Raw genomic sequence first — 16,328 nt, 5'->3', positions numbered from 1 at the left:
GGACCGCCCTTCGCCGCGTTCGTGATCGTCGCCCGGCTCCGGGGGTCCCGGAGCCGGAAGGATCAGCGCCTAGTACTTCACGCGCAGTTCCAGACCGTAGGTCCGGGGCGGGTTGAAGTTGGCGTAGTCGCCGATCGTGCCGCGGTTGGCGGCCGAGATGCGGTAGATGTGCTCTTCGTTCAGCAGGTTACGCGACCACAGCGACAAGCTCGCCGAGGCGGCGCCGTCGGCCATGCTGATGTCGGCCAGGGTCAGGTTGCCGTTGACGATGAAGCTGCTGTCGGTCTTGGCCGCCACGTATTCGGTCCGCGAACCGGTCGCCGAGGTGTCGGCGAACTCGGTCTGGAACGAGTACTGGGCGTCGGCATAGTTGGCGTCCAGGTGAGCGCGGAAGGTCATGGAACCCACCGGCTTCTTGTAGTCGATATAGGCCGAGGCGGCGTTCGGCGGCGTGTAGACCACGTTGACCGGGAACGGCGTGCCCTGCGGAACCACCGAGTTGCCGGTGAACGGGAACGGCGCGTCCGGCACCTTCACGTCGGTGTAGGCGTAGGAGAAGCCGACCAGGATGTCGTCGGTGATCTTGGCCGTGATGTCGGCCTCGAAACCGCGGATCTTCGAGGTGCCCGGCGCATTGCGGGTTTCCTCGGTATGCGCGCCCTGGGTGGGGCTGCCGGGGGTGGTGTCGACGCTGTCGAAGTCGATCTGAGTGCCGGTGCGGTCCATGGCATAGGCGGCCAGGTTCACGCGCAGGCGGTTCTCAAGCAGGTCCATCTTGGCGCCGACTTCGTAGGACTTGACCTTTTCCGGGTCGAAGGCCTGGAAGTTCTGCGAGCGGGCGTTGGCGCCGCCGGCGCGGTAGCCGGTCGAGAACTTGGCGTAGAGGTTGATGTTCTCGGCGGCGTCATAGGCCACGTTGATCATCGGGTCGAAGCGGCCCTTGTCGTAGTCGAACGTGAAGTTCGTGGCCTTGCCGTTGACGACGTAGAGCGTGCCCTCGCGGGTGTCCTTGGTGTAGCGGCCGCCCAGCGTCAGGTGCAGGGCGTCCATCGACGGCGGGGTGTAGGTGCCCTGACCGTAGACGGCGTAGCTCTCGGCGTCGGCTTCCGAAGCGCGGGTGATGAAACGCGTGCCGCGCTGCCAGCCGGCCGTGCCGGCGGCGTTCTTCGAGGTGCCGTAGGCCGAGCGGATCGTGTAGGCGGTGCCGTCGGCGTTCCACTGGTTGGTGAACGGCGTGGCGGCCGACTCCTTCACGTGTTCCTTGAAGTAGTAGAGACCGCCGACATAGGTGAAGTTGTCACCGAAGTCGCCGACCAGCTGGAACTCCTGGCTGAACTGGCGCTGATACAGGTCCGACAGGCTGTAGCGGCCGAAGTTGGCGTTCGGCGCGAAGACGTTGCGCGACTCGATGCCCGAGTTGTCCCACTGGTTGGTGGCGACGGCGCGGGCGGCGGTGATCGAGCGCAGCTCGAGGTTCGGCGCGAAGCGGTACTTCAGGTTCGCCATCAGGCCGCCGGTCTCGTCGACGCTGGGCTGCTGGACCGTGCCGATGTCCGAGACCGACTGGCGGTCGGTGTGGACTTTGACCAGCGGCGAGAGCGGGTTGATCGTGCCGGCCGGGGCGCTGGCGGCGGCCAGCAGTTCGGCCTGGGTGCGCACGCGCTTGCCGTAGGGGTTGTAGCTGACCAGCTGGCTGAAGAACGGGGTGTTCTCGTCCTTGGCGTAGTCGAAGGCGACCAGGGCGCTGAACTTGTCGTTCGGCTGGTACAGACCGCTGATGCGGCCGCCCTTGCGGTCGTACTGGTTCCAGCCGGCCTGGCCTTCCAGCGGGTTCTTGGTGGTCGGATCCTGGTGCTGCAGCAGGGCGTCGACCTTGACCGACAGGTTGGCGAACTCCTGGAAGTCCTGGTGCAGTTCGGCGGTGTAGGCGCCGTAGTTGCCGACGCCGGCGGTGATGCGGCCGCCGAACTCGCCCGTCGGGGCCTTGGTGACGATGCTGAGCGCGCCGCCTTCGGTGTTACGGCCGAACAGCGTGCCTTGCGGGCCGCGCAGGACTTCGATGCGCTCCAGGTCGAGCAGGGCGGCGTTCAGGCCCTGCTGGCGGCCCAGATAGACGCCGTCGATATAGACGCCGACGCCCTGATCGCGGGCGGTCTGGTTGGCGTCGAACGGCACAATGCCGCGAATGCCGATGGTCAGGGCCGACTGGCGGGCCTCGAAGGTGGCGACGCGCAGCGACGGGATGGCGCCGTCCTGCAGGCTGATCAGGCTTTCGGCGTGGCGGTCGGCCATGGCCGTCGCGCTCAGCACCGAGATGGCGATCGGCGTGTTCTGCAGATTGGTTTCACGCTTGGTGGCGGTGACGACGACGTTGTCCAGGGCGGTGGCGTCATCGGCAGGCGCGGCGGGCGCGACATCGGCGGCGTACGCAACCTGCGCCGTGGCGAGCATGAGGACGGCGACGGCCGCGCCTTCGAAATACTTACGCATGAATGTGTACCCCTTTTTGGTGGGGCGGGGGATAAAACGCCAGCGATGACGCTTCGGCGACACCAATATGTATGTTTCAAGACGTGATAATTTTGCGCCACAACTGACATGCGGCAGCCCGCTCAGGCACAAACAGAAGATAACAACGTTCGTTTTTGCCGCTTTCAGTCAAAATTGAAACTACAGGCTTAGCGACAAGATTTCCTGGCCGCCTCCAAGGCGGATGAACAAACTTAGAATTTCTGGAACGCGCAGCGATCTACTGGAACCGACAAGCGGCTCCACGCGCCAGATCTCTCCGGCGACAAGAGCACGATCCCCGCTCAGGCCGGCAGGACGGCCGCCGGGCGCGCGGAGGCCCGACATGACACAAAACCGTCGCTGGAAATTTTGAAGCCCGAACGACCGGGCGGCCGCCTACAGCAGGCGCGAGCGGATCGCCTGGGACAGCAGGTCGATCATCGACACCGCCACGACGATGACCAGCACAATGCAGCCGGTCTGGTCGAACTGGAAGGCGTTGATGGAGTCGATGAGGATCTGGCCGATGCCGCCCGCCCCGATCAGCCCCAGCACCGTGGCGGCGCGAGCGCTGCTTTCGAAACGGTAGAGGGCGTAGCTGGTCCACAGCGGGGCCACCTGAGGGATGACGCCCCAGATGATCTCCTGCAGCTTCACCGCGCCGGTGGCGCGCACGCCCTCGACCGGGCCCTTGTCGATCGACTCCACGGCCTCGGCGAACAGCTTGGCCAGCACGCCGCCGGTGTTGAACATGATGGCCATGACGCCGGCGAATGGCCCCAGGCCCACCGCGGTGATGAAGATCAGGGCCACGACGAGGTCGGGGATCGAGCGGATCAGGTCGAGCAGGCGGCGCACCGGCTGCTGGATCCACCAGGGCGTGATGTTGCGCGCCCCCAGTATGCCCAGCGGCACGGCCACGAGCACGGCCAGCGCCGTGCCCCACAGCGCCATCTGGATCGTCTCCCACATCTTGGCGATGAACAGCGGCCAGTCCATCGCCGTGAAGGCGTCCAGATCGGTGAAGGCCGAGAAGAAGCCGCGCGCGAAGTCGCGCATCCGCTCCGAACCGCCGAACAGTTCGGGAAACTTGTCGATCTCGGCCGGCTTGAAGCTGATCAGCAGCAGGACGGCGACGCCGCCCCACAGCAGCAGGTCGAAGCCGATGGCCGAAGCCGAGCGCTTCGGCGGGGCCGGGATCGGGGTCTCGCTCATCGTCAGTTGGCGGGCAGGCCGGCCTTGGCCTCGGCGGCCAGGCGTTCGGCGCGGACACCGTCCAGCACCTTCTGGGCGGCGGCGATCTTGGCGGCGTCGCCGCCCTCCTTGGCCAGGCCGAAGTTCTCCAGGGCCTCCATCTCGCGCACCGTCAGCAGGTGGCTGTCGTCGGCCGGCTTGAAGCCGCCGATCGACAGACGCTCGAGATTGGCGCGCTGCCTGGCGGCCTCGGGCGTATCGCCCTGCGCATAGGTCAGGAAGAACTGGCGCAGCTTCTCCTTCACGACCGGATCCACGTCCCTGCGCCAGATGATCGGGTCTTCGGGCAGGGTCGGCGACTCCCAGATCACCTTGACCTTGTCGGCCTGACCGTCCTTGCGCGCAGCGTTGAGGCGCAGGCTGGTGGAGTTGTTGGTGGCCGCGTCCAGCTTGCCGTTGGCCACGGCGAACAGGTTGGCCTGGTGATTGCCGGTCAGCACGGTCTTGAAGCAGGTCTCGGGCTTCTTGCCGGCCGGGATGAACAGGTAGGTCATCGGGGCCAGGGTGCCGGAGGTCGATTTCTTGTCGCCGATGCCGAAGTTCAGCGACTTGTCGCACTTCAGGAGTTGCTCGACCGTCAGCTTGCTGTCCTTGGGGACGATGACCACCGACTTGTAGCCGTCGACGCCCGAGGGATCGAAGGTGCGGGCGAAGACCTCGCCGTTCGAGCGGCGCACCGCCTCCAGGCCCGACTGGTTGGAGAACCAGCCCAGATCGGTCTGCTTGGCGCCCATGGCCACGATCAGCGACGAATAGTTGGACGAGAAGAACGGCTTCACCTTGAGGCCGGTCTGCTTTTCCATGTCCTCCAGGATGGGCTTCCAGTAGCCCTCCATGTTCTGGGCGGACTCGGTCGACAGGATCGAGAAGGTCACCGTGTCCTTCGACGCGGGGGCCTCGGACGGGCCCGAGCAGGCGGCGAGCGCCAGCGCGCTCAGAGCAAGGCCGGCGATCAGGCTGCGGCGGATCATTGCGGGGCTCCTTCCCAGAACACGTCCTCGAATTCCGGGCCGTAGATTTCGATGAGCTTGTCACGGTCCAGCGCATCGGCGGGGCCGTCATAGACCTTCTGCCCAGCCTTCAGGGCCACGACCCGGTCGCAATAGCGCAGGGCGTAGTCCACCTGGTGCAGGGTGACGATGACGGTCAGGCCGTCGCTGGCGTTCAGGTCGCGGAGGATCTCCATGACCTTGCGGGCCGAGACCGGGTCGAGCGAGGCGACCGGTTCGTCGGCGAGGATGATCTTGGCCTTCTGCACCAAGGCCCGCGCGATGGCGCCGCGCTGCTGCTGGCCGCCCGAAAGCGTGTTGGCGCGCTGGCCGGCATAGTCGGAGATGCCGACGCGGTGCAGGGCGGCCATGGCCGCCTCGCGGGTCTCTTTCGGCCAGGCGCCCAGCAGGCCGCGCACCAGCGGGATGCGGCCCAGCGAACCCAGCGCCACGTTGCTGAACAGCGACAGCCGGCCGACGAGATTGAACTGCTGGGCGATGAAGCCGATGCGGATGCGCGCCTTGCGCACCTGATCCGAAACGCGGCCCCTGGCCTGAACCGGGCCGCCGAAGGCACTGATCGCGCCCTCCCCTTCATCGATCGTCTGCAGGCCGTCGATCGAGCGCAGCAGGGTCGACTTGCCCGAGCCCGAAGGACCGATAAGCGCGATCATCTCGCCCCGCGCCACGTCGAGCGAAACGGCGTTCAGGGCCTTCCGCGACCCGAAGGTCTTGGATACGGCGCGGATCGAGAGAACAGGGTCCGACGTCATGGTCGGGTCGAATCCTTAACGTGGTTTCCGGCGCGGGCAAATCCGTTCCCTGCTTTGCGGCGCTCGCGCAACGGATTTGTGACGACCAGTGGATCAATTCGCCTCGCCCGCCGCGATCAAAAGGGTCTTTACATCCCCGCCCTATGCCCCTATTTCGCTCGGCTCCGGCGGACCCGAAGTCCTCTAAAACGCTGCTAACGCCGGCCTGGGTTTAACTTCCAACAGGGGGTTACGTGAATTGTCCACGTACCACACGCCCCTGGACCTGGTCCGTGAGCGGTCACCGGAACGTCCTGTCGCACTCGTGCGCCCGGACGCGGTGTCGGTAGCGGCGCGCTGGTTCCAGTCTGAATTCAAAGGCGACGTTTTCTACGCGGTGAAGGCCAATCCTTCCCCGTGGGTGATCCGCGAGCTGGCGACCGCCGGCGTGCGGTCGTTCGACGTCGCGTCCGTGGCCGAGATCGAGCTCGTGGCCGAGCACGCTCCCGGCTCGCGCATGGCCTTCATGCACCCGGTCAAAAGCCGGCGCGCCATCTCGGCCGCCTATTTCGACCACGGCGTGCGCACCTTCTCGTTCGACACGCACGAGGAACTGGCCAAGATCATCGACTCGACCGGCCAGGCCAAGGACCTGAACCTGATCGTCCGCATGGGCGTGCAGGCCGAAGGCGCGGCCTACTCGCTGTCGGGCAAGTTCGGCGTCGATCTGCACAACGCCCCGTCCCTGCTGCTGGCGGCTCGCCGCTCGACGCAGGACCTGATGGGCGTCTCGTTCCACGTCGGCAGCCAGTGCATGCGCCCGACCGCCTATCAGGCCGCCATGGCCCAGGCGAGCCGCGCCCTGGTGCGCGCCGGCGTGCTGGCCGACGTCGTCGACGTCGGGGGCGGCTTCCCGTCGATCTATCCGGGCATGGTCCCGCCGGACCTGTCGGAATACCTGGCGGCCATCGACCGCGGCTTCGCCGAGATGATGGTCCACGAGACCACCGAGCTGTGGTGCGAGCCGGGCCGCGCCCTGTGCGCCGAGGCCTCGTCGCTGCTGGTCAAGGTCGAGCTGAAGAAGGGCGACGCGCTCTATCTGAACGACGGGTCGTATGGCTCGCTGTTCGACGCGGCGCACATGAAGTGGCCCTTCCCGGTGAAGCTGTACCGCAAGAACGGCGAAGTGGTGGAAGAGGGCCTCAAGCCCTTCCGCTTCTACGGCCCGACCTGCGACAGCGTCGACCACATGCCGGGGCCCTTCTGGCTGCCGGAAAGCGTGGACGAAGGCGACTATATCGAGATCGGCATGCTGGGCGCCTACGGCGTGGCGATGTCGACCCGCTTCAACGGCTTTGGCGAAACCGACACCGTCGAGGTGCAGGACGCGCCGATGGCCTCGATGTACGGCCTGGCCAAGCGCTCGATCCCGGTGGTCCGCACCGAGGCCGAGGAACGCAAGGTCGTGCGCTTCTCACGTCCGAAGGGCGCGGCCGGCAAGCGCAAGCGCCGTCGCTAAACGGACGTGTTTCGTCAGTAGACCGTTTCTGAGTTAAACCGCGCGCCGCGCTCGACGTTAGACGTCGGGTGCGGTTCGCATTTTCCGCCCCTGTCGGTCGCTCCGTCCCGACAGGCGGCCCAGTTCCAACGACGGGCGTCCAAAGTCAGGGAAACCGAAGCGATGAACGCTCCCGTTCCGAACAACCAGAAGGCCGAGCTGCTCCAGACCGTGGTCGAGCACGTCGACATCAAGTCGTACGACGCCCGCCCGATCATCGACTCCATGCGCAAGATGTCGTTCAGCTCGCGCGACACCGCCCGCGCCGCCGACATCTTCAACATGGCCCTGGCCGACAAGGGCTGCTCGACCTGGCTGATCCTGGCCGGTTCGACCTCGGCCGGCGGCTGCATGCACGTCTACCGCGACATGGTGAAGAACGGCATGATCGACGCCGTGGTCGCCACCGGCGCCTCGATCGTCGACATGGACTTCTTCGAAGCCCTCGGCTTCAAGCACTATCAGGCCGCCGGCCCGGTCGACGACAACGTCCTGCGCGACAACTACATCGACCGCATCTACGACACCTATATCGACGAAGAAGAACTTCAGGCCTGCGACCACACGATCCTCGAGATCTGCAACCGCCTGGAGCCGCGCGGCTATTCCTCGCGCGAGTTCATCTGGGAAATGGGCAAGTGGCTGTCGGAAGGCAACGCCAAGAAGGAAGGCAGCCTGATCCAGACCGCCTACGAAGAAGGCGTGCCGATCTTCTGCCCGGCCTTCGTCGACAGCTCGGCCGGCTTCGGCCTGGTCAAGCACCAGAAGGAAAAGATCGCCGAGAAGGCGCCCTACCTGATGATCGACGCCGTGGCCGACTTCCGTGAACTGACGGACGTCAAGATCGCCGCCGGCACCACCGGCCTGTTCATGGTCGGCGGCGGCGTGCCGAAGAACTTCGCCCAGGACACCGTCGTCTGCGCCGAGATCCTCGGCGTCGAGGCCGACATGCACAAGTACGCCATCCAGATCACGGTGGCCGACGTGCGCGACGGCGCCTGCTCGTCGTCGACGCTCAAGGAAGCCGCCTCGTGGGGCAAGGTCTCGACCACCTACGAACAGATGGTCTTCGCCGAAGCCACCACCGTGGTGCCGCTGATCGCCAGCGACGCCTACCACCGCAAGGCCTGGGAAGGCCGCGAAAAGCCGCGCTGGAACAAGCTGTTCGGCAAGTAGGCTTGATCGGCGAAGGCCAAGATTGCAGGGTCCCGGAAAGTGATTTCCGGGACCCTTTTTCTATGCGCCTGCCCATCGTCGCCGCCGCCGCGCTCGCCCTGGCGAGCTGCGCCGCCCTTCCCGGCGACGACGACGACCGCTACCTGCACCCGCGCGCCTTCGACGCCCGCGACCACCTGCCCCCGCCGCCGAAGGAGGGCACGCCGGCCGAGCGGCGCGACCGCGAGATCTTCCGCGCCACCCGTCCGCTCAAGGACGGCCCCCGCTGGTCGCTGGCCCAGGCCGACGCCGACAAGAGCCGCATCCTCGACGGCTATGCCTGCGCCCTTGGGGCCAGCATCACGCCGCAGACCAATCCCAAGCTCCTGGCGATGATGGAGAGGATGCGCGGCGACGTGCGCGCCGCGGTGGCCGGCCCCAAGTGGAAGCATCTGCGCCCCCGCCCCTACCTGTTCGAGGACGCGCCGATCTGCCTGCCCAAGACCGTGGGCCTGGCCGTGTCGCCCGACTATCCGTCCGGCCACTCGACCTGGGGCTGGACCGTCGGCCTGCTGCTGGCCGAGGCCGCTCCCGACCGCGCTCCGGCGATCCTGGCCAGGGCGCAGGGGTTCGGCGAAAGCCGGGTGGTCTGCGGCGTGCACAACATGAGCTCGGTCGAGGCCGGCCGCCGCAACGCCCGCAACCTGCACAAGGCGCTGAAGAGCTCGCGCGCCTTCAAGGCCGACCTGGCCGCCGTACGGGCCGAAATGACCGCCGTGCGCAAGACCGCCCCCGCGCCGGATAAGCTCCGCTGCGAGGCGGAGGCCGCCCTGGTGGCCAGGCCGCTGCTGTAGCTTGCGCCGGAGGGTCCGGACCTCTACCTCTGGCCCATGGCCCACACCGCGTGCGATCACGACCACCATCACCACGGCGTCGCCGGGGACGCGCTCGCCGCCGAACTGGCGGCGGCCGAGAGCCGCTGCGCGGCGGCCGACCAGCGCCTGACCGCCCCGCGCCGCCGGGTGCTGGAACTGCTGCTGGAAGCGGGCCAGCCGGTGAAGGCCTACGACCTGATCTCGACCTTCGCGGTCGACGGCCCGCCGGCCAAGCCGCCGACCGTCTATCGCGCGCTGGAGTTCCTCGAAAAGCAGGGCTTCGCCCACCGCATCGAGAGCCTCAACGCCTATGTCGCCTGCCGGCGCGAGGCCGACGGCCACGCCGCGGCGTTCCTGATCTGCGACTGCTGCGGCGCCACCCGCGAGTTCGAGCCCGAAGCCACCGCCGACATCATCGCCGCGGGCCAGGCGGCCGGCTACGCCCTGACCGGCGTGACCATCGAAGCCCACGGCAAGTGCGCCGACTGCAAGGGCGAGTAGCGGAACCCTCGTGGCGGCCTTCGGTTCTCCTTGGCGAAAGGAGGCCCGCGATGACCCAACAGCCCAACTCCAAAGGCCGGCAGGCTAACGAGGCCGAGCCGCTCGGCGACTTCACCGCCCTAGGCGGCAAGGACAAGGTCACCAAGACCGGCGAGGAGTCGCGCAAGCGCGCCGGCCCCGACGGCCCCGACGCCACGGAGGTCGGCGACACCTTCAAAGGCAGTCCGGGTTCAGGCGACCGCTAGCCAAGCTCGCCTGAACCTCGCTAGTCTCGAACGACCGTTCCAGCCGCTTGAGAGACGCCATGACGACCGCGCAGCCGCTTCCCGGCGTCGAGATCTGGCGCGGCGGGGTAAACACCTGGGATTGCGACGAGATGGGGCACATGAACGTGCGCTTCTACGTCGTCCGGGCGATGGAGGGGCTGGCGGGCCTCGCCGCCGAGATGGGCCTGCCCCACGCCTTCGCACCGCACGCCAACGCCACCCTGGTGGTCCGCGAGCACCACATCCGGTTCCTGAAAGAGGCCCACGCCGGCGCGCCGCTGCACATGCTGGGCGGGGTGATCGAGATCGGCGACAGCGAGGCGAAACTTCTGCAGTTGCTGGTCCATTCGGCCACCGGCGAGCTGGCCGCCACCTTCCAGACCACCGTGGCCCATGTGACGCCCCGCGAGGGCGAGGCCTTTCCCTGGCCTTCGATCGTCCGCGAACGGGCCAAGGGCCTGATGGTCGAGGTTCCCGAGCGGGCCCAGGCGCGCAGCGTCGACCTGTCGCCGGCCATCCCGCAGGCGTCGCTGGCGCGGGCCGACGACCTTGGCCTGACACGCATCAGCCTGGGCGCGCTGGGCGCAGGCGAAAGCGACGTCTTCGGACGGATGCGGGCCGAGCAGTTCATCGGCCGGGTCTCCGACGGCATCGGCGCCTTCATCGCTCCCCTGCGCGACATCGTCGCCGAGGCGGCCGATCCGGCGCCCGGCCGGGTGGGCGGGGCCGTGCTGGAATACCGGATCGTCTACCTGGCCTGGCCGCGCTTGGGCGACCGACTGGAGGTGCGCTCGGGCCTGATCGGCAGCGAGGGCCGCATCATGCGCTGCGCCCACTGGCTGCTGAACCCCGACACCGGCCAGGCCTGGGGAACCTCGACCGTCAGCGCCATCACCTTCGACCTGGACGCCCGCAAGGCCGTGGCCATCAGCCCCGGGGCGGCGGCGAAGTTGGCGCAGCGCTCGGTCGAGGGCCTGGGGCTGTAGCCATGGCACGCCGCCGCCTCTGGGCGTTCACCCTCGCCGTACCGATCGTGTCCGTCGCGATCGTCTTCGCCCTCTGGCGCTGGCGACCGGTCTTCGAGCCTGCCGCGCGGCTGATCGAGGAGATCGTCCTCCACCGGCGAAGCCATGGCCACGCCTACAACCCGGCGCTCTACTGGATCTATCCGGCCTTCGTGGGCTTCGTCGGCCTGGTCCTGGCGGCCTTGGGCGTCCTGGCGCTGCGCGACGGGCGGACGTCTACAAGGCGGCTGGAGACCTATCTGGACCGCCGCCACGCGTCACGGGCGACGCAGCATCGCTGAGTTATTGATTCAGTCAATATTCTGAAATAGTGACTCCATCAACATTGGAGCCGCCATGACCACCCAGCACGACCAGGACGTCGCCGATCTGCGGGCCTTCAACCGGACCTATACGCGCCGGCTGGGCCTGCTGGACGCCAGCTATGACGGCAGTCCCTTCACGCTCAGCGAGGCCCGCGTGCTGTACGAGCTGGCCACGCGCACCGACCCGGTGGCCGCCGAGATCGTCCGGGCCCTGGGGCTGGATCCGGCCCAGGTCAGCCGCACCCTCAAGCGCTTCACCGAGCGCGGCCTGGTCGTGGCGCGCGAGAGCCCCAGCCACGGCCGTCACCTGCTGCTGTCGCTGACCGACGAGGGCCGGACGGCCTTCGCCACCCTCGAGGCCAACACCAAGGCCAGCGTCGGGACCCTGATCGACGGCCTGCATCCGCTGCGACGGGCCCAACTGCTGGCGGCGGCGCGCGACATCAACGTGGTGTTCGACAGCGACGCGCCGCCCGTCGCGACGCTGCGTGGCCTCGCCCCCGGCGACCTGGGCATGGTCACGGCGCGCCAGGGTTTTCTCTACGCCGACGAATACGGGTGGGGCGCCGACCACGAGGCCCTGATCGCCGAGATCGTGGCCGGCTTCCACCGCACCTTCGATGCGGCCAGGGACGACGCCTGGATCGCGGAAGCCGACGGCCGGATGGTCGGCTCGATCTTCCTCGTCCGGGGCGAGACGCCCGACGCGGCCAAGCTGCGCCTGCTCTATGTGGAGCCCGACGCCCGCGGCATGGGGGTGGGCCAGATGCTGATCGAGGCCTGCGTGGCGCGGGCCCGGGCACTGGGCTATCGGCGGCTGGACCTGTGGACCGTCAAGACCCTGAGCGCCGCGCGGAAGCTCTATCAGCGGGCGGGCTTCGAGGTGATCGAGGAGACGCCCTGCCGACGGTTCGGCCAGGACCTGATCGACCAGATCTGGTCGCTGGACTTAAGCGCGTAACTGCATCCCCTCGCGTCATCCCGGCCGGAGCGCATAGCGCGGAGAGCCGGGACCCAGGGGCCGCCGCATCGCATTCGCAACCGCTGGGGCAGTGAATCTTGGCATCGCGCCCAGTCCCCTGGGTCCCGGGCCTGCGGTCCGATGCGCGGCCCTCCGCCCGGGATGACAAATGAGTTGCGGGCGCGGGCGGACAATTAACGGCAACGCTCAAACGCGCGTTCGCCATTTTTGACGATTTTGTCGAAAATGGAAACCAGAGCCCAGATACACCAAGACCCGCTGCGGGGGATAAACGCAGCGGGTCTGGCTATTTCTCGATCATTCGATCTAGGCGGGCGTTTCCTCCCCGAAACGCCGAAGAGAGGGGGTTCTCTGTGGACCCGTTTCTCTCTTGCCCAGTCAGAAAACGGCAAAACCGAGATCGTGTCAACGGCAACGATCTAGATTCTACAAGGGGTTCGACGTTTTTTTGACATCAACCCCGTAGTTTGGACGCTTTAGTCAAACTAATCACCGTTCGGTTCGGTAATTTTTGACATACTTGTCAAATATCAGCCGTTCAACCGGCCCTTGAGCGCCTCCAGCACCGCCGAGCGGGATTCGAACACGTAGTCGGGACGCGACACGGTTACCGGCTCGACACCCGCCTGGGCCAGGGCGGCGGCGGCGGCGAACAGGTCGCCGGTCGCCAGCAGGGCGCCATTGGCCCGGCGCGATCCGCCGGCCACGACGAACGGGGCGACGGCCGCCTGTCCGGCGACGTCCTGTTCGGCCGGCCAGACCAGGGTGGCGAGCGTCCGCGCCCGGCCCTTGGCCTCAACCACCGACAGCAGGCGCGCCAGGCTGTCGAGCTGCCCCTCCGTCCACGGCGTGACCAGCGAGGCGGTCAGCTGGGCCTGGCTCTTCAGGATGACGCCGTCGGACAGCACCTTCAGGCCGTTGGCGGCCAGGGTGGCGCCGGTGGTGGTGATGTCGACCACCAGTTCGGCCGCGCCTGCGGCAGGCGCGCCCTCAGTGGCGCCGCTGCTTTCGACGATACGGTAGTCGGCGACGCCGTGACGGGCGAAGAAGGCCCGGGTCTGGGTGACGTACTTGGTGGCCACCCGCAGGCGGCGGCCGGTCTTGGCCAGGTGCAGGTGCCCGACCTCGTCGATGTCGGCCATGGTGTCGACGTCGAGCCAGCTCTTGGGCGCGGTCACCACCAGGTCGGCGCGGCCAAAGCCCAGGGCGCGCAGCAGCATCACCCGGCTGTCCATGTCGTCGCCGCGCTCGCGCAGCAGGTCCTCGCCGGTGACGCCCAGATGCAGGTCGCCGCTGTCGAGACCGGCGGCGATGTCGCCCGCCGACAGCAGGCGCACCGAGACGCCGGGCAGGCCCGACAGTTCGGCCGAATAGCCGCGCGCGCCGCCGGTCATCTCGACGCGGAAGCCGCATTCGGCCAGCCAGGCCTCGACCTGTTCCTTCAGGCGGCCCTTGGAGGGGATGGCGAAGATCATCGGGGTGTCGGTGGTCATTCGCCGCCTCCGGCATAGGCGCGAGCCGGGCGCACCATGCAGCCCACGGCCCCGGTCTTGGTCTCCGAGCCCAGGCGGGCCGGCAGACCGTCATAGCGGCCGCCGGCGGCGACCGGGCGTTCCTCGCCCAGGGCGGCGCTGCGCACCTCGAAGAGATAGCCGTCGTAATAGCCGAAGGCGCGCCCGAAGGCGGCGTTCAGGCGGATGCGGTCGATCGGCACGCCGCCGGCGACCATGCCGGCCAGACGCTTGCGCCAGCCCTCGATTGCCGCATCGAGCGGGGCGCGACTGGGACCGGCCAGGGCCGCGATGGCGTCCAGGGCGGCCTCCGGCGCGTCGCTGACCGCCAGGAAGGCGCGGACCTTGTCGGCTTGCTCGGGGGAGAGGCGGCCGGCCTTCACCACCTCGGCCTTCTCGACCAGGCGATGGGCGATCTCGGCCGGACGGCGGCCGCCGACCGGCTCGATGCCGGCCAGGGACCACAGTTCCTGCAGCACCGCGGCGGCCTCGGCTTCGGGCAGGCCGGCCAGCAGGGCGGCGATGCGGCTGCGCTCGCTGGAGACGACCGGGGCGCCCTCGCCTTCCAGTTCGGCCTTCAGCTGGCGCGGACGCGAGAAGGTGCGCTTCAGGCGCGCGCCCAGCGGCGGGGTCAGGTCGAGACTGTCGACGAAGGCGGCGAACAGGCCAACATCGCCCAGCAGCAGGGTCAGGTCGTCACGACCGCCGGCCGCGGCGCCGGCCCAGGCCAGGGCGGCGATCTCGGCGTCGGCGGCCACCGGATCGGCGGCCTCGAACGCCTCGACGCCGATCTGGAGAAACTCCTCGGCCCGGTCGCTGCCGCGCGGGGCCACCCGGAAGGCCTTGCCTTCATAGAGATAGCGGCCCGCGCCGACGCCCGAGGCCAGGTGCTGGCGGGCCACGGCGACGGTGAAGTCGGGACGCAGGCAGGCCTCGTCGCCACCGTCGCCGGAGACGACGAACAGCCGCGAACGCATGGCCTCGCCGGCCAGGTCCAGCAGCAGGCCCAGGGGTTGCAGCACCGGGGCGTCGACCGGCGCGGCGCCGGCCGACAAAAACGGAGCGCGGATCGCGTCGAGCGCCTCCGCCGGGATGGAACGCTCTAGCCTCAACGGATCAGCCCCCAGTGGCGCTTGAGATGATCTTCTTGACGGCGGCGACCAGGTCGCCCCGCGGAATGGTCTGCTGGCCGGGACGCTCGGCCTTCCAGGCGGCGTTGTCGGCGACGCCCGAGGCCAGCTCGCGGCCCAGGTCCAGGTCCTTGATCGTCACCGTGCCGGCGGCGATCTCGTCGCCGCCCAGCATGATGGCGGCCGGCGACAGGCGGCGGTCGGCGTACTTCATCTGCGGGCGCATGCCCGAGGTTCCGAGATAGACCTCGGCCGGAATCCCCGCCGCGCGCAGCTGGCCGGCGACGGCGAAATATTCGCCCATGTGGGCCTGGTCGAAATTGATGATCACGACCGGACCGCGCGCTGCGCTCGCCGGCTCGCGACCCGCCGCCCGCAGGGCGGCCGCCAAGCGCGAGACGCCGAACGAGAAGCCCGTGGCCGGCACCGGCTGGCCGGTGAAGCGGGCCACCAGGTCGTCATAGCGACCACCGCCGCCGATCGAACCGAAGGTGACCTTGTTCCCCTTCTCGTCGGTGGTCGAGAGCAGCAGTTCGGCCTCGAACACCGCGCCGGTATAGTATTCCAGACCGCGCACGATCGACGGATCGATGATCGCCTGGTCGTCGGCGACGCCCAGGCTGGTCAGGGCCGCGTCGATCTTGGCCAGCTCTTCCAGGCCCTCGTCGCCCTCGGCCGAACCGGCCACGACCTTGGCGATGTTGTTCAGCGTGGCGCTGCGACCGCCCCCAAGCCCAATGGCGCCCGCCTGGACGAAGTCGAGTACGGAGTCGATCGCCTTGCCGGCCAGGCCCGCGCCCTTGGTGAAGTCGCCGCTGTCGTCGAGGCGACCTTCGCCCAGCAGCAGGCGCACACCGTCGACGCCCAGACGGTCCAGCTTGTCGACCGCGCGCAGCACGGCCAGCTTCTGGCCTTCGCTGGTGGCGCCGGCCTGGGTGAGCAGGCCGTTGAGGAGCTTGCGGTTATTGATCTTCAGCACCGCCGCGCCGCGCGGCAGGCCGGCGGCCTCCAGGCCCTCGACGGCCATGGCGATGATCTCGGCGTCGGCCTCCGGGCGGGCCGAGCCGACGGTGTCGGCGTCGCACTGGATGAACTGGCGGAAGCGGCCAGGGCCGGGCTTCTCGTTGCGCCACACCGGACCGAAGGCGTAGCGGCGGAACGGCTTGGGCAGGGTCTCCCAGTTCTGGGCGGCGAAACGGGCCAGCGGCGCGGTCAGGTCGTAGCGCAGCGCCATCCACTGGTCGTCGTCGTCCTGCAGGGCGAAGACGCCTTCGTTGGGACGATCGCTGTCGGGCAGGAACTTGCCCAGGGCGTCGGCATATTCGAAGGCCCCGGTGTCGAGCGCCTCGAAGCCGTAGCGCTCGTAGACGGCCGAGACGGCCTCGAGGATCGACTTTTCGGCGCGCAGGTCGCGGGCGCGCTTGTCGGCGAAGCCGCGCGGGGCGCGGGCCTCGGGGCGAAAATCTTCAGTCTTGGGGGCGGTTTCGTCGGTCATCGTCGGTCCTTAGAGATCT

Annotated in this window: 15 protein-coding genes; 8 read left to right on the top strand and 7 right to left on the bottom strand. The window is 68.3% G+C overall.

Annotated features, from left to right (window positions below):
- Positions 1-69: 69 nt before the first annotated feature.
- The 4 genes from P7A99_RS08940 to phnC form a co-directional block, all read right to left on the bottom strand.
- Positions 70-2,490: a TonB-dependent receptor gene (locus tag P7A99_RS08940; protein ID WP_277793538.1), complete on the bottom strand. Its 2,421-nt coding sequence runs from the start codon at positions 2,488-2,490 to the stop codon at positions 70-72.
- Between the two features lie 417 nt (positions 2,491-2,907).
- Positions 2,908-3,726, bottom strand: coding sequence for a phosphonate ABC transporter, permease protein PhnE (gene phnE / locus P7A99_RS08935; protein WP_277793537.1), 819 nt, complete (start codon positions 3,724-3,726; stop codon positions 2,908-2,910).
- A 2-nt stretch (positions 3,727-3,728) separates the two neighbouring features.
- On the bottom strand, positions 3,729-4,736 hold the full coding sequence (phnD, locus tag P7A99_RS08930) for a phosphate/phosphite/phosphonate ABC transporter substrate-binding protein (protein ID WP_277793536.1): 1,008 nt from the start codon (positions 4,734-4,736) through the stop codon (positions 3,729-3,731).
- Entirely contained in the window at positions 4,733-5,527 is a 795-nt protein-coding gene (phnC, locus tag P7A99_RS08925; RefSeq protein ID WP_277793535.1) for a phosphonate ABC transporter ATP-binding protein, read from the bottom strand. The genes phnD and phnC overlap by 4 nt, the downstream gene beginning before the upstream one ends.
- Before the next feature lie 238 nt (positions 5,528-5,765).
- Between phnC and P7A99_RS08920 the strand changes: the two genes are divergently transcribed.
- The 8 genes from P7A99_RS08920 to P7A99_RS08885 all read left to right on the top strand — a co-directional run bounded on the left by P7A99_RS08920 (position 5,766) and on the right by P7A99_RS08885 (position 12,152).
- A complete protein-coding gene (locus tag P7A99_RS08920; protein WP_277793534.1) occupies positions 5,766-7,025 on the top strand; it encodes a type III PLP-dependent enzyme in 1,260 nt (419 codons plus the stop codon).
- A 162-nt stretch (positions 7,026-7,187) separates the two neighbouring features.
- Positions 7,188-8,240, top strand: a complete 1,053-nt coding sequence (locus tag P7A99_RS08915; RefSeq protein WP_277793533.1) for a 1,9-bis(guanidino)-5-aza-nonane synthase — start codon at positions 7,188-7,190, stop codon at positions 8,238-8,240.
- Positions 8,241-8,302: 62 nt separating this feature from the next.
- Positions 8,303-9,073 carry an acid phosphatase gene (locus P7A99_RS08910; RefSeq protein WP_277793532.1) on the top strand — a complete coding sequence of 257 codons (771 nt, stop codon included), beginning with the start codon at positions 8,303-8,305 and terminating at the stop codon, positions 9,071-9,073.
- Positions 9,074-9,109: 36 nt separating this feature from the next.
- A complete protein-coding gene (locus tag P7A99_RS08905) occupies positions 9,110-9,595 on the top strand; it encodes a Fur family transcriptional regulator (RefSeq protein WP_277793531.1) in 486 nt (161 codons plus the stop codon).
- Positions 9,596-9,645: 50 nt separating this feature from the next.
- Positions 9,646-9,840 carry a hypothetical protein gene (locus P7A99_RS08900; protein WP_277793530.1) on the top strand — a complete coding sequence of 65 codons (195 nt, stop codon included), beginning with the start codon at positions 9,646-9,648 and terminating at the stop codon, positions 9,838-9,840.
- A 59-nt stretch (positions 9,841-9,899) separates the two neighbouring features.
- On the top strand, positions 9,900-10,847 hold the full coding sequence (locus tag P7A99_RS08895) for a thioesterase family protein (RefSeq protein WP_277793529.1): 948 nt from the start codon (positions 9,900-9,902) through the stop codon (positions 10,845-10,847).
- A gap of 2 nt (positions 10,848-10,849) precedes the next feature.
- Complete coding sequence (locus tag P7A99_RS08890; protein WP_277793528.1) at positions 10,850-11,167, top strand: hypothetical protein; 318 nt, start codon at positions 10,850-10,852, stop codon at positions 11,165-11,167.
- A 55-nt stretch (positions 11,168-11,222) separates the two neighbouring features.
- Positions 11,223-12,152, top strand: a complete 930-nt coding sequence (locus P7A99_RS08885) for a bifunctional helix-turn-helix transcriptional regulator/GNAT family N-acetyltransferase (protein WP_277793527.1) — start codon at positions 11,223-11,225, stop codon at positions 12,150-12,152.
- Positions 12,153-12,703: 551 nt separating this feature from the next.
- Here the strand turns inward: P7A99_RS08885 and hisG are convergent.
- From hisG to hisS, 3 genes are read right to left on the bottom strand one after another with little or no spacing between them, the layout of a single operon-like run.
- On the bottom strand, positions 12,704-13,666 hold the full coding sequence (gene hisG, locus P7A99_RS08880; protein ID WP_277793526.1) for an ATP phosphoribosyltransferase: 963 nt from the start codon (positions 13,664-13,666) through the stop codon (positions 12,704-12,706).
- Positions 13,663-14,811 carry an ATP phosphoribosyltransferase regulatory subunit gene (locus tag P7A99_RS08875; protein ID WP_277793600.1) on the bottom strand — a complete coding sequence of 383 codons (1,149 nt, stop codon included), beginning with the start codon at positions 14,809-14,811 and terminating at the stop codon, positions 13,663-13,665. Before P7A99_RS08875 ends, hisG begins: the two co-directional genes overlap by 4 nt.
- Positions 14,801-16,309 (bottom strand): histidine--tRNA ligase, encoded by a 1,509-nt coding sequence (gene hisS, locus P7A99_RS08870; RefSeq protein WP_277793525.1) that lies wholly within the window; start codon positions 16,307-16,309, stop codon positions 14,801-14,803. The genes P7A99_RS08875 and hisS overlap by 11 nt, the downstream gene beginning before the upstream one ends.
- Between the last annotated feature and the right edge of the window lie 19 nt (positions 16,310-16,328).

This window comes from Caulobacter endophyticus (genome assembly GCF_029543245.1).
GTDB classification, from domain to species: Bacteria; Pseudomonadota; Alphaproteobacteria; order Caulobacterales; family Caulobacteraceae; genus Caulobacter; species Caulobacter endophyticus_A.
The sequence above is the reverse complement of the archived record's forward strand: the minus strand, read 5'-3'. Positions and strand labels throughout refer to the sequence as shown.